The organism is Chryseobacterium pennipullorum (assembly GCF_003384725.1).
Lineage (GTDB): Bacteria > Bacteroidota > Bacteroidia > Flavobacteriales > Weeksellaceae > Chryseobacterium > Chryseobacterium pennipullorum.
The window spans coordinates 230,632-243,746 of record NZ_QNVV01000002.1 but is presented as its reverse complement, the minus strand read 5'-3'; the positions used below and the strand labels follow the sequence as shown (position 1 = coordinate 243,746).

At 38.9% G+C, this 13,115-nt stretch carries 10 protein-coding genes; 3 read left to right on the top strand and 7 right to left on the bottom strand.

All coding sequences use genetic code 11. The features are described from left to right. Positions 1–45 precede the first annotated feature (45 nt). Complete coding sequence (locus tag DRF67_RS03505) at positions 46–294, top strand: NifU family protein (protein ID WP_002977212.1); 249 nt, start codon at positions 46–48, stop codon at positions 292–294. 114 nt (positions 295–408) lie between these two features. Here the strand turns inward: DRF67_RS03505 and DRF67_RS03500 are convergent, their stop codons facing one another. The 7 genes from DRF67_RS03500 to ppk1 all read right to left on the bottom strand — a co-directional run bounded on the left by DRF67_RS03500 (position 409) and on the right by ppk1 (position 9,012). After that, positions 409–1,119, bottom strand: coding sequence for a barstar family protein (locus DRF67_RS03500; protein ID WP_115926699.1), 711 nt, complete (start codon positions 1,117–1,119; stop codon positions 409–411). A gap of 25 nt (positions 1,120–1,144) precedes the next feature. After that, the gene (locus DRF67_RS03495) at positions 1,145–1,537 is read right to left on the bottom strand and encodes a DUF3060 domain-containing protein (protein WP_115927076.1); all 393 of its coding nucleotides are present in this window, start codon (positions 1,535–1,537) and stop codon (positions 1,145–1,147) included. 251 nt (positions 1,538–1,788) lie between these two features. Next, positions 1,789–4,827 carry a choice-of-anchor I family protein gene (locus DRF67_RS03485; RefSeq protein WP_115926695.1) on the bottom strand — a complete coding sequence of 1,013 codons (3,039 nt, stop codon included), beginning with the start codon at positions 4,825–4,827 and terminating at the stop codon, positions 1,789–1,791. 147 nt (positions 4,828–4,974) lie between these two features. Continuing rightward, a complete protein-coding gene (locus DRF67_RS21450) occupies positions 4,975–5,124 on the bottom strand; it encodes a hypothetical protein (protein ID WP_165851733.1) in 150 nt (49 codons plus the stop codon). After that, entirely contained in the window at positions 5,121–5,774 is a 654-nt protein-coding gene (locus DRF67_RS03480) for an NAD-dependent epimerase/dehydratase family protein (protein ID WP_115926693.1), read from the bottom strand. The genes DRF67_RS21450 and DRF67_RS03480 overlap by 4 nt, the downstream gene beginning before the upstream one ends. Positions 5,775–6,058: 284 nt before the next feature. Further along, on the bottom strand, positions 6,059–6,943 hold the full coding sequence (locus DRF67_RS03475) for a Ppx/GppA phosphatase family protein (RefSeq protein ID WP_115926691.1): 885 nt from the start codon (positions 6,941–6,943) through the stop codon (positions 6,059–6,061). Continuing rightward, on the bottom strand, positions 6,940–9,012 hold the full coding sequence (gene ppk1, locus DRF67_RS03470; protein ID WP_115926689.1) for a polyphosphate kinase 1: 2,073 nt from the start codon (positions 9,010–9,012) through the stop codon (positions 6,940–6,942). Before ppk1 ends, DRF67_RS03475 begins: the two co-directional genes overlap by 4 nt. Positions 9,013–9,408: 396 nt before the next feature. Here ppk1 and DRF67_RS03465 point away from each other — a divergent pair, with 396 nt between their 5' ends. After that, complete coding sequence (locus tag DRF67_RS03465) at positions 9,409–11,382, top strand: type VI secretion system Vgr family protein (protein ID WP_228435727.1); 1,974 nt, start codon at positions 9,409–9,411, stop codon at positions 11,380–11,382. A gap of 36 nt (positions 11,383–11,418) precedes the next feature. Beyond that, positions 11,419–13,038 carry a phospholipase effector Tle1 domain-containing protein gene (locus DRF67_RS03460; RefSeq protein ID WP_115926687.1) on the top strand — a complete coding sequence of 540 codons (1,620 nt, stop codon included), beginning with the start codon at positions 11,419–11,421 and terminating at the stop codon, positions 13,036–13,038. The last annotated feature ends 77 nt before the right edge of the window (positions 13,039–13,115 follow it).

Below are 13,115 nucleotides of genomic sequence, written 5' to 3'. Positions count from 1 at the left end.
ACAACTTCAATTAAATTTGAAAAAACCGAATTGAACTGAAAAAATATGGAAACAAACATAACGCACGAAGATACAGTAACAAGAGTCATGGAGGCACTGGAAAGCATCAGACCGTTTTTGAACAAAGATGGAGGTGATATTGAGCTTATTGATGTGAAAGACAATCAGGTTTTTGTAAAACTTCTGGGTAACTGTTCCGGATGTTCACTGAATTTTTCAACCCTTAAATTAGGAGTTGAGAATACCATCAAACAACATGCTCCGGAAATTGAAAAAGTAATCAACGTAGAATAAAACTATATCTGAGATATTTTTTTAAGACAGGGCTTACAGTCCTGTCTTTTTTATTTTGCTTCTATCCAATAGCGTGGAAGTACAGAAAACGGATGAACTTTTAGAATTTTAGAATTAGTTCAATACAATCTTGATACTATAATCTTCAAAAATCTCAAGAATTTTTGTAAATTTTGATTTCAATAGTACTTTGCTTCTCATATGATTGGTCCAGTTGAGTTCTGAAATGGATTTTACTCCAAAATCTCCACGGAGACTATCATATAAAGCCGGTAAATTACGACCAAAGTAACCTGATATACCATTGATCTCTTCTCCTAAAGTACAGAAAAAACCATCCAGATTATGAAAATCATTCCCATTAATCCGGACGGTTATATTTTCCCTGTTTTTTTCAGGCTTTTTTCCTGTATTTAGTGCATACGCAAGCCATCCCTGAAGCTCATCTTTTTGGAATTTTTTCCACACATTCTTTTCATTAATTTCATTATTCAGCTTCATATCCATGGCTTTTTGATATCCTTTTGGGTGGGTCCATACAAAGCCATTCAAGATCAATCCTTTTTTGGATTTGCTTATTTTGATGCTGCTGATAAAGGTGCTTGATATTATATTATTCTCGTGGTCAAGCCTGCAGACTAAACCATTGTTTTGATACATTTCAGATGAAGTTTTTATAGCAGACACAAGAGTAGGAGTGTTGTGAACATTCATCAGCCTGACTTTTTTATAAGTTATAGGATAGCGGCCTTCAAGGTTATTCACATGATCAATTAATGTGATCATTTCAGGCTCTCCACCTGTATCTAATGCAAATCCAAACATGGAGCTGGTGTTTTCTGAATGTTATCTATTGTTTTGTTACCCTGTTTCCCACCCCGGTAAGGGCAACGTTCGGTTTTCCTGATTTCGTTCCGGAAGTACGGTAATAGACTACGTTATCACCGCCTTCTATTGTTACTCTATCCACTTTATCAATGTATACTTTGTTACCTGTACCCGAAACAGCAATCATTTTAGCACTTCCTTTGATCGTTACGGTATTGTCGCCACCTTCTACCTCAACGACTCCGCCGTTGAGCGTATAGTTGAGCTTGTGTCCTACACCGTCTACCTGTATTTTCTTATCGTTGTCTGATTGCTCAACGCCTTTTGAAGATTCTGTTTTTCTTGATTGTGAGAAAGCGGTGGCTGTTCCCATGAGCAGGAAAGCAATAATTCCTGCAGTTTTAATACTATTCATTGTGAATTTGGTTTTGGTGATGGTAAATATAGAAATAAAATGGTTTTTTTCGGGCATTTCAAAAGTTAAATCATCGTAAATAACAGGTTTTAAAAATGGTTCACGTACAAAAGTTGCAGGTCATGCTAAAAGGTAAAGATTCAACGGTGGAGCATCAAGAAGCTGCCTTTGCAATGAGTATCCCTTTTATTCATAATCAAAAAGCTCCGGAAAATCCGGAGCCTATACACAATGATACCTATAAACTAGGCTTACTTTACAATAACTCTTTTTATTTGCCCTTCTGATGTTTTTATAAGATAAACACCGGTTGAAAGATTTGAGGTATTTATTGTTAAAGCATTTTTCTCTTTTCCAATCAGCTTTCCGGACATATCATATAATTCGTAATCCTGTTTTCTGTTGAAATAAAGAGTATTTCCTTTGTTCACAGGATTTGGGAACACATTGAAAGTGGCCTTTTCAGATTTTGTTTCTCCAGTTCCCAATGTTGGTGATAGGGCTACTTCATAGGTTGACAGAGTTCCGCTTATTTCATTGGCTATAATGACGTAGCCTTTACCGGTAGTGGTATTTTCCGGAGCGATATAGATAATGCCTTCCGGGCCGTTATCGCCACCATACGCTGATGTAGACCGGGAGTGTTTATAGTCTGTGAAAGTAGGATGGGCAGGATCTGAAATATTATACACCATCACACCGCCCGTTCTTTCAAGTGTAATGAAGGCAAAGGTCTGTCCATTGATGTTCCCCAGTGCCACGCCTTCAGGTTCAGGACCTTTTGCGCGGCTTCTGTTTTTCACAGCATTGGATTCATTATCAGCATTGAATAGTAATGGTTGATAAGCTGCAATGTATCTTTCAAACTGATCTCCGCTGTCATATACGTGCTGTTGGGTATCTGCATTGAAGATAGAAAATGAACGGGCTCCTAACGCTGCGATTTCTTCAAATTCTGCATCGCCGTCAGTATTTCCGGTAGCAGATGAAACTCTAAATCTCCCTAAGTTATAAGCCGCTTTCAGAATAGATGACTGAGGAAAAATAACAGGATCTAAAGTATAAGTATTAGCCCCAACCGTTGTTCGCTCACTATATCCTGACAGGTCTTTTTCATCTCCCTCATTGGCGGTCACGATATAGTTGGTATTACCAATCTTATAGTTTTGAACCGCATCCGGAATATAATAGGCTTTCACAGGCCAGTTGGCAATGAGAACCTCGCCATTGTTGTCCGACGCATCGAAACCGTTTCCGGGAATACTCATATCTTTCTTTCCGAGCCCCCAAATATTGGTGATGGTTTTGGTGGTCAGGTTAACTTCTGCAATAGCATTGTTCTCCTGAAGTGTTACCCACGCTTTTTGGCTGTCGGCACTGATGGTAATGTATTCAGGCTCCAGATCCTGGGAAAGGGTATTGTTTGTTCTTACTTTTCTTAGTCCTGTAGCTGTCAGAGATACAACTTGTGAGTCAAAACTATTGAAGTTGAGTGTCGTTACATTATTCTGGGAAAGATTACTGATTCCTCCGGAAATATCAATAATGCTGATGGTTCCTTCCGGATCTATGGTATAGGCATCATTAGGTTCTCCTTCGTTAGCGGTAACGGCTTTAGTGCCGTCCGGAGTGAATGTTACCATATCTGGCAATGCTCCTACCGTTACCTGTTTCAGGAAGTTTCCGTTGATATCAAAAAAGACAACTGAGCCGTTCTGTTGCGGATCTGAATGGGGAGATGCTGCGGCAATGATCCCATTTTTTACAGCGATGCTGGTGATCCCGCCATAAGGAGCCATATTAACTGTTTTGATCACGGAAGGAGCCATTGGATCACTGAAATCGATAATATCGAAAACATCAGTAATTGAGCTGATCGTGAAAAGCCGCTGGGTTGCAGGATCGTGAATAACAATTTCCGTGGAGCTGCTGTTATTTCCCGAAGGATCAAAGCTGCCGATATAGTTCAGCTGGATCTGATGAGAAGGTACTGGTGCAGGTTTATCATTATCTACAATATATACCGTGGCGGAAGGCTCCCCTGAGATCGTAGTACCTACAGGATTTTCAAGGCTCAGTACAAAATATTCCGCCTGCTGCTCTTCCAGCATGTCATCAATAATGGGAATATTAACTGTATAACTTGAAGTAGAAGGGGTAATCGTAATAATTTGGCTGGATAAAGTGAAGTCGTTATGATCAGCAGTGCTGAAGGGTGCCGGTTTTACCACAAGATTGACTGTCGCTGCTGAAGGGTTAGTGACATTGACTTTGAATGCCAGGCTGCCTGCATTCTCATTAACCTTTATAAAGTTTTTATCCAAAGAAACAGAAGTTCCGGCAGTGCTGAATGTGCTGGAAGTTGCTGCCGTTACCCCGTTATCACTGAAATCTTCTACTGTGTCGGGCTTTAATGCCAGATAATAAGTCTGTCCCGGAACAAGAGCGGTAACCGGAATAACGGTGATGATATTGTTGTTGAAAGTGGTGGTAAAGGGAACCTGAATTCCTGTAGCGCTTCCCTGACGGAGTTCTACAAGGCTTTGTGCATTAGAATCGTTGATTACTGAATTATCTTTCATCCTCACATTTTCATTAAAGGAAATGGTAGGGTTTGCGGTTGTTGAGGCATTGTTGGTAGTATTGGCAGGGAGATAGGTGACCGCAGGCGGTGTAGTGTCTATGCCCCCTGCAGGTGAAGCATCTACTGTAAAATTATCAAAACGGTTATTACCTCCTGTTCCTCCTCCTGTGGCTGAAAATTCTACTTTTAGTTTGAAATTGGGATTGTCGGAAACCCCTGATACAGCTGAAAAGTCGAAACTAACCAGCTGTGGGTTGGCATCCTGAGGCATAACACTCTGGTACGGAGTAAAAGTGACTCCGTCTGTAGAATAAGACCATAATTGGGTTCCCGCACCCTGGCCGGATCTTCTGGTGGAAAACTTGACCATCACGTTATTATATCCGGTAGTAGGAAGGTTAAACTGCAAAGCACCTCCGATAGGATTATTAAATCGCAGATGAGTACCCGGCAGATCTCCGTTTCTCGCATTCAGATTATCAAGATTGAAGTTCTGTCCGGTTCCTCCTGCAAAATCTATAAGGCTTGTTCCTCCCGCAACCGGCAGAAGTGAACCGTTCACCAATGTAGAAGAAGGGGTGGTAATTGAAGCTGCTGAAGTATTATTGTTAAAATTCCAGTAATGGATCAGCGTCTGTCCAAAAAGTCCGCTATGTAAAAAGAAAGCGGCAATGACAGACCCTTTTAATAAGTAGTTGTGGGTCATTTTTATTTCAATTAGATAAATACAAAAATGAACTTTCTCCTTTGCAACTGTTTTAATGGAATCTTAAGAAATGTTTAAAAAATAGGTTTGTTTCCGATAAAAGACAAAAAATAAGGGTGAAACAGAGATCAGTACGCTACCATGCTGTTATTTGGAATGCTGACCTGAAAAATTTAAAATCTTCCCGGATCTGCTTCCCTCAAGAGGATGTTTCTGCATATAGAAAAACCCCGAAACAGCAGTAAGCAGTAAGAGTACAAAAATAACAAGAACAATTCTTTTTAACATATCTCTCATATCGCTAAATTTTTAATGTCTCTGATCTCTAAGGTTGAGGTAGGATAACCTTTTTGTGTGGTATTGATCATCGCTCTTCCCACTTCGTGTAAAGTTAAGGATTTTGACGGTAAAAAAACAGGAAAAAACCAAATAAAAGGTTTGAAAAACCATTTTACATTCAATTGTCCCTCAACAGGTTTCATAAATCCGGGACGGAAATTATAAACCCCTCCAGAATTCATTTTCTTGAGGGCATTTTCTGTTCTGCCTTTTACCCTTGCCCACATGACCTTTCCGCTTTCTGACCGGTCGGTCCCTGCCCCTGAAACATAATTGAATACTAATCCCGGATTCTGACTGAGAACGGCTCTCGCAAAGTGAATGGTGGTATCATAGGTAATGGAGGTATAAGCATCTTCATTTATTCCTACACTGCTGATCCCTGCACAAAAAAAGCAGGCATCATAGCCTTTCAGATTTTCATCATTGAGATCAATGGAAAGAAAGTCGGGAACAATATATTCCTTTAGCTTAGCATGTTTTTTTCCGGAGGCTTTTCTTCCTACGCTTAATATTTCGGAAACATGAGGATTTTCTAGACATTCCATTAAAACACCTTCACCTACCATTCCTGTAGCACCTGTAATAATTATTTTGATCGGGTTCATTGTATTGCTATTAAATAGTTGTACGACGAATGGGAGATAGGATTTACTTTAAAGTTAGGGAATTTTTTATTTTAAAGAATAAAGAGTCAAGAACAAAGAGTCAAGAGTCAAGATACTGCTGTTACAATTCAATAGGAGTGGACTTTAGTCCGCTTTCATCAAGCAATATAGTATCTCTGGCTTTAGCCCCAACCTAATTTTAGATCATGAATAACAGCAAATAGCTTCTGAAAAACGAAAAACCGGACAAATGGGCCCGGCTTTCAGATAGTATCTTGTATAAATTATTCTTTATGTTGTAACTGATTGTAAATATTCTGGATCAATCCGTCTGCCACAGATATCTTAGGAACGAAAATCCGACTGATATCCGACCAGGACATGACATTGTTGAAAATATGAAGAGCATGTACCAGGACATCGGCTCTGTCTTCTCTGAGGCTATATTTGGTCATTCTTTCTTCCACAGACAGCTCATTGAATTCTTTATACACTTTTTTAAGATGAGAGAGGGACATGGGTTTTCCATCTTTGGTTTTACTCATGGAGAATACCTTGTTGATATTACCACCCGATCCGATGGCTACGATAGGCTTTTTGCTGATGATATTTTTTTTGATTTCTTCTCTCATCTCTTTCCAGTTATCCGCTGTGACAAGATTATTCAGGAGGCGGATCGTTCCAATATTGAAAGAGCGTTCATATACCATTTTGCCATTTTCGTAAAAGGTAAGTTCGGTGGAACCACCACCCACATCAATGTACAAATAGGCAAATTCTTTGTCAAGACCTTCTGCTACATGATTTTCGTAGATCAGGGTAGCCTCCTCATCTCCGGAGATAATCTCTATATTGATTCCCGAAGTTTCATGCACTTGCCTGATGATCTCATCACCATTGGCGGCATCGCGCATCGCGCTGGTAGCACAGGCTCTGTAATGGTCTACTTTATAGATCTTCATCAGGTCACTGAAGATCTGCATAGAATCGATGACCATTTTTTCTCTTTCGGGGCCTATTTTTCCCAGGGTAAAGACATCCATGCCCAGTCTGAGAGGAATCCTTAAAAGGTTTAATTTAATGAATTCAGGTTTTCTGTTGTTTACTTTTACTTCATTGATAAGAAGTCGGGCGGCGTTACTTCCTATGTCTATCGCTGCTATTTTCATTTCTTATTGGTTTTAGCTTTTAAGTATATATAGGTTTCTATTTGTGAGCGGCATTCTTTTTTGTCATTTCTTACATATTCGTTGCTCAGCTTTTTATCCAGAATCCGGGCTTTTACGTTATCTCTGAGCTGGATGTCAAGAATATCCTTCAATTCCTTTTTAAGATTTTTGTCAGTGATTTTCGCTGCGGCCTCAATCCGGTAATCAAGGTTCCTGGTCATCCAGTCGGCAGAAGAAATATACATATCCTCGGCACCTTTATTATAGAAATACATGACCCTGGCATGTTCCAGATATTCATCTACGATACTTATTGCTTTTATTTTTTCTTTAAATTCTTTTTGGTTAACGGCGCAGTAGATCCCTCTTACGATGAGGCGTATGGAAACTCCCACAGTAGCTGCATTATATAATTTTTCGATCAGTAATCTGTCACTCAATGAATTGGCTTTGACAATGATTTCTGATTTTCTTCCTGCTTTGGCCTCCTCAATTTCCTTATCGATGTGGTGAACGATCTTTTCACGCATAAACTGCGGGCAAACTACTAAATTTTTACATGTTTTCAAAACAGGAAGATAATCGTCTTTTGGTTTCTTCAGAACATTAAAAACTTTATTAATGTCTGCCATAATGCCACGGTCAGCGGTGAGCACAAGGTGGTCGCCATAGATTCTTGCTGTTTTTTCGTTGAAGTTTCCGGTGCTTATAAATCCGTATTGAATGGTTTTGTTGTGTGCCCTCTTTTTGATGATGCAGAGTTTGGCGTGAACCTTTTTATTGGGAAGTCCTACCAATACATTGATTCCTTCGGGTTCCAGCATTTCTTTCCATTCAAGGTTAGATTCTTCATCGAATCTTGCCTGAAGTTCCAGCATAACGGTAACTTCCTTGCCATTTCTGGCAGCATAGATCAGAGCGTTGATAATTTTTGAATTGCTTGCCAGACGGTAAGCTGTGATCTGTATAGATTTTACGTCCGGATCCATCGCAGCTTCCCGAAGCAGATCAATGACCGGATTGTATTTGTGGTAGGGGAAGGTAAGCAATACGTCTTGTTTCAGGATAACATCCGTCACTCTTTCTCCATGTTCGAAGGCCTGATGGGTGAAAGACGTTCTTTCTACAGGCCTTTCATAGGTTTCAAAAACGTCTGGAAAGTCCATAAAATGTTTGAAATTATGGATTTTTCCTCCGGGAATGATACTGTCTTTCTTCGTTAAATTTAGTTTTCTGATCAAGAGTTCCAACAGGGCTTTATCCATATCTTTATCAAAAACAAAGCGGGTAGGTTTTCCTTTTCTTCTGTTTTTAAGCCCCTTTTCTATTTTCTCGGCAAAATTGGTCCGGATATCATTATCAAGATCCAGCTCAGCATCTTTAGTGACTTTAAAAGCATTGGCGGCAAACTCATCATATCCGAAATATGAGAAAATGTGCGGTAAATTGAAAGTGATGACGTCTTCCAGAAGCATTACATTTTTTTCTTCAGGATCTTCAGTGGGAAGCAATACAAATCTTCCAACGAATCGCGACGGAATTTCAATAATGGCATAATTGCTGGAATATTGCCAGTCTTTTTTCCTCATGGCCACTCCAAGATAAAGACTTTTATCTCTAAGATATGGCATTGGCGTATTCTCATGAAGGAGAATAGGGATTACATTGGATTCCACAACTTCATCAAAATATTGTCTCACGAATTCTTTCTGTTTTGCCGTCAGATTTTTCGAATTTTTAATGAAAACTTTGTGATCAGCCATCTCAGTCAGAATCTTTTTCCAGGTTTTGTCGAAATTAAGCTGCTGACGCATGACGATTTCATTGATCCGCTGGAGAATTTTGGAAGGAGGCTGATAGAATGACTCGGCGATCACTTTTTCCTTAAAATCCATAGCACGTTTTAATCCGGCAACCCGTACCCTGAAAAACTCGTCTAAATTGTTGGAGAAAATTCCCAGAAAACGTATTCTTAAATGTAGGGGAACATTCTCGTCCATGGCTTCCTGTAAAACTCTTTCATTAAAGGCCAGCCATGTAATATCCCGTGGATTAAAGTGTAATGACATTCTAAATGTATATTTTATCAAAAATAATAATTCGTGAAGTTTCTGCCTCTATTAATAAAGTTAAACTTTGATTAATTTTATCATATCAGAAACGTTGGGGCACCATACATTTTTTATGATAGCATCATCGTGACATTTATTTTTGAATACTGTTATTTAGAGAATAGCATATGTTTCCATCATGTGTGATTTATTTGAATATTTTATTATATTTGAATTTAAACACTAAAACAGCACAAATGATATATTACCTAATCTCTTCTATGAGATTTGCTTTTACTTCCATAGATTGTTCTAACCTATGGAATGGAGAACCAAATGATCCACAAAATATGAACGACTCATAAAAGTAAGTTCCCTTTGGGAGACTTGCTAACTATTTTAAAAAACACACAAATGAAAAACAAAATCAACAACAATGAAATTCCCCCCAATGATGAGTATTCAAAATTAAAAAAAGCAGCCTTTATCAACCAGAGCAATGCTAAAGCGATTTCGGAAAATCAAATACCGGGAATTAATCGGGTGGTAAAACTTGAAATTCACGCCAATGGCAAACCTGTCGCGCATTTTAAACACTTCAAACTAATACAAAGTGCCATAAAGCACCATGAATTTGAAATTATCCTTGCCCACGACAGTCTGGAAAACAGACAGACTCAGAGCCTGGAAGATGCCCATAAGCTATTGGGAAAAAGACTGACAGCTACTTTCTCCTATAAGGATGTAGAAGATACACCCAGCATGTCATTTGTAGGAGTGATTACTGAGGTAGGGTTCAGCCGGGAAAAGACCAGTCTGGGAGATATTGTCCTTAAAGGGCAAAGTCCTACGATTTTACTGGATGGAGCTCCCCATACTCAAAGCTTTGGTGGAAACCAATCTGTAAATATGGGAATTATTGCTAATGAAATTCTCAAACAGGGACTTGACAGCTCTGATTTTGATTTTAATATTGATCCCAATGATACCTCCCAGATCCTTTATAGCAGTCAGTATGAAGAAACCCATTATAATTACCTCGCAAGAATGGCTGAAGCCTATGGAGAACAGTTCTTTTATGATGGGTATGTTCTGCACTTTGGAAAGCTTCCAAAATCCGGTAATCAACACATCCAGTTAATTGAAGGAAGTAATGTGAATGATGTAAGAATAGAGCTTAGGGCAGTTCCCATTAAACCACAATTTTACGGCTATAACAGTAATGAAAATAAAAAGCTGACTTCCGGAGAAACTTCTATAAAACACCTTGGAGATTTGGCTCAGACAGCTTATAAAAATAATACCGGAATTTATAAAACCCCTTCTTTAAGAGTTGCTCCTATAAGGGCGGTTACGCATCTGGATGTGGAGTACTCACAGAAAAGTGCTTCCGGGAGTAAAGCGGTAGAAGTGATGACTGTTTCAGGTTTAACTTCTATTCCTTTCCTTCATCCGGGATGTGTGGCCGATATAAAAATACGGGAGCAGGACTCCAACAAAACGAACCACCTTACAACACTTATGATTACCGAAGCGGTCCATGAGGTAAATGCCAGAGGCTATTATGCCGGAAGTTTTGAGGCTGTAGCGGAAGGAACGGGCTATATGCCAAAGCCGGAATTTTATATTCCAAGACCGGAGCCCCAGATTGCAACGGTAGTTTCCAATACTGATCCTTCAGGACAAGGGAGAATTAGTGTGAGATTTGACTGGCAGCTGAATGAGACCACTGATTTTATCCGGATGATGAGTCCTGATGCCGGCGGAACAGATCAGATTACACAAAATCGCGGGTATGTCGCAATTCCTGAAGTAGGAGATCAGGTAATGGTTAACTTCCAGCATGGACATCCTGATAGGCCTTTTGTGATGGGAGGCATGTTTCATGGGGGAACTGGCCTTGGGGGCGGAGCCAATAATCATATGAGATCCATACAGACCAAATCCGGAATAAAAATTCTGATGAATGATGATGAAAAAAGTGTGAACATTATTGATCCAAGCGGAAATAATTACCTGATGGATGGGCAGGGAAATATAATCATTACTGCACCCAACGATATTACCTTTAATGCAGGTGGAAATTTATCGATTAATGTGGGGCAAAATATGAGTACAACAGTTCAGATGAGCTCAAATGAATCTATAGGAATCAACAAATCCTCCAGTGTGGGAATGATGAATATGCTGACGGTAGGAAAAGACTTTGTCACTAATGTCATCGGAAAGCTTACCCACTATGTAAAAGGAGATATGGAGACTTACGGTGAAAAGGAGCATAAAACCATTTCCTTAAAAGGAATGGAAGTAAGCAGTGGGAATAAAATAGAGCATCATGCTGAAAAGGAAATCAACAACAACAGCAATGAAAAATCTAAAAACCACTAATCAATTTAGTAAGGAAGAATTTTTGATACCGCTATTATGAGTATAGAATATATAGTAGAAGGGAAGATAAAAACTCAGGTAAAAGGAGATTATCTGGTGTTTTCCAAGGAAAATATCACCCACAACGCTGCCGTATCTCTGGAACAATCCGGGAAAGAATCCGGGGTTAGCTATGGTAAAGCCAAAACACTACATCCTAATGACAGGCCCGTTAATCTGTTGGAAGTGAGCCTCAATCTTTTTTTTGATGGCACACAAAACAATAAAACCAATACTGAACTCGGGAAAGATTATGAGGAATCCAATCATGATGATGACAGCTATACCAATGATTATTCTAATGTAGCCAGGGGCTTTGATGCTGTAGATCCCACTGCTGAACATCAAATCCGTGTTTATATAGAAGGTATTGGAACCAAAGATGGGGAAAGTGAAATGCATTTGTGGGGGAATGTTCCTAATACAGGTATTCTATTTGGGACAGATGGACGTGGAGTGAGGGCAAAAGTGACCAAAGGCTGTGTAGAAGCAGGCAAAAAACTGGCAAAATATAGTGGAAAAGATATTCATTTGAAAGTAAACGTATTTGGTTTTAGCCGTGGGGCTACTGCTGCAAGGCATTTTCTGCATATAGCGACTAATCGCGCCAGAATACTTAAAGGATTTAGTAAAGATGGGATGGCCATTCCTCCTCATGAAGCAGAAGGTAAAAGAATAAAAGTGAAATTAGATGATAGTCTAATACTCAATCATGGTTATTTTGGAGCTTGTTTAATTGACAATAAGGTCATGCCAAAAAAAATAACATTCAACTTTGCCGGACTATATGATACAGTAGCTTCTTATGGGATGGACCACCGTCTAAAGTCGGTGGGGGGAGTTCCTATTATTCATGGGGATACCCAACAGCTTGGGCTGGATGCTGTTAAAAAGGCTTATTTTACTTTACAGATTGCTGCTGATAATGAATATCGTGATAATTTTGACTTGACGGACATTAACAGTACAGGAGTAAAGGGATTACAATTTATATTACCTGGAGTACATTCTGATATCGGAGGCTGTTATGTCAATCAGAATGAAGAAAAAGTAGATCTGTATACCGAAAGAGAAAATGAGGGGAGAAAATGTGAACAGTTCAGGAAGATACTGATAGAGGAAGGCTGGTATACTCCCGAAGAAATTGTGGTGAAAAAAATAATCTCAGTCCACAAATATGGTGTCAATACCAAATACATATTGGTAGGAACGCGAAGACCCTTTAATACCTATGATAAAGTTTCGCTTAATACAATGTTTTATTACTCAAGTCAAGATCAGTTTGGAGTTAAATATTCACAAAAAGGAATTGATAATCATAAAATAACAGATGCTTTTCTTATTGAGATATATAATCAGTTGAGAAATTATATGAATGCATGTAATACACTGCGAAATACCTATGTTGCTGAATATAATAAGAGTAATTCCTCAGGGGATTATCTCTCAAAAATAAAGACTTTGCATTATGAAGATTTTGTAGATTTGGATCAACTTAAAATATTGAGAAATAAATATCTTCACTGGTCTGCCAGTGCTACTAAAATAGGATACGGGCCAAGAGTAGGAAAAGTTGAAAGTGGAAAAAATCGTACAAGAAATATACAATATGGATAACGCTCCTTATACAATAAGATATGTCATACAATATTTTGTATGTTTTATACTATGTATTCATTTAATACAATGTCAAA

Bases quoted from the DNA above. Each gene is read 5' to 3' on its own strand.
- DRF67_RS03505 (WP_002977212.1), top strand. From the start codon at position 46: ATGGAAACAAACATAACGCACGAAGATACAGTAACAAGAGTCATGGAG.
- DRF67_RS03500 (WP_115926699.1), bottom strand. From the start codon at position 1,119: ATGTTTGGATTTGCATTAGATACAGGTGGAGAGCCTGAAATGATCACA.
- DRF67_RS03495 (WP_115927076.1), bottom strand. From the start codon at position 1,537: ATGAATAGTATTAAAACTGCAGGAATTATTGCTTTCCTGCTCATGGGA.
- DRF67_RS03485 (WP_115926695.1), bottom strand. From the start codon at position 4,827: ATGACCCACAACTACTTATTAAAAGGGTCTGTCATTGCCGCTTTCTTT.
- DRF67_RS21450 (WP_165851733.1), bottom strand. From the start codon at position 5,124: ATGAGAGATATGTTAAAAAGAATTGTTCTTGTTATTTTTGTACTCTTA.
- DRF67_RS03480 (WP_115926693.1), bottom strand. From the start codon at position 5,774: ATGAACCCGATCAAAATAATTATTACAGGTGCTACAGGAATGGTAGGT.
- DRF67_RS03475 (WP_115926691.1), bottom strand. From the start codon at position 6,943: ATGAAAATAGCAGCGATAGACATAGGAAGTAACGCCGCCCGACTTCTT.
- ppk1 (WP_115926689.1), bottom strand. From the start codon at position 9,012: ATGTCATTACACTTTAATCCACGGGATATTACATGGCTGGCCTTTAAT.
- DRF67_RS03465 (WP_228435727.1), top strand. From the start codon at position 9,409: ATGAAAAACAAAATCAACAACAATGAAATTCCCCCCAATGATGAGTAT.
- DRF67_RS03460 (WP_115926687.1), top strand. From the start codon at position 11,419: ATGAGTATAGAATATATAGTAGAAGGGAAGATAAAAACTCAGGTAAAA.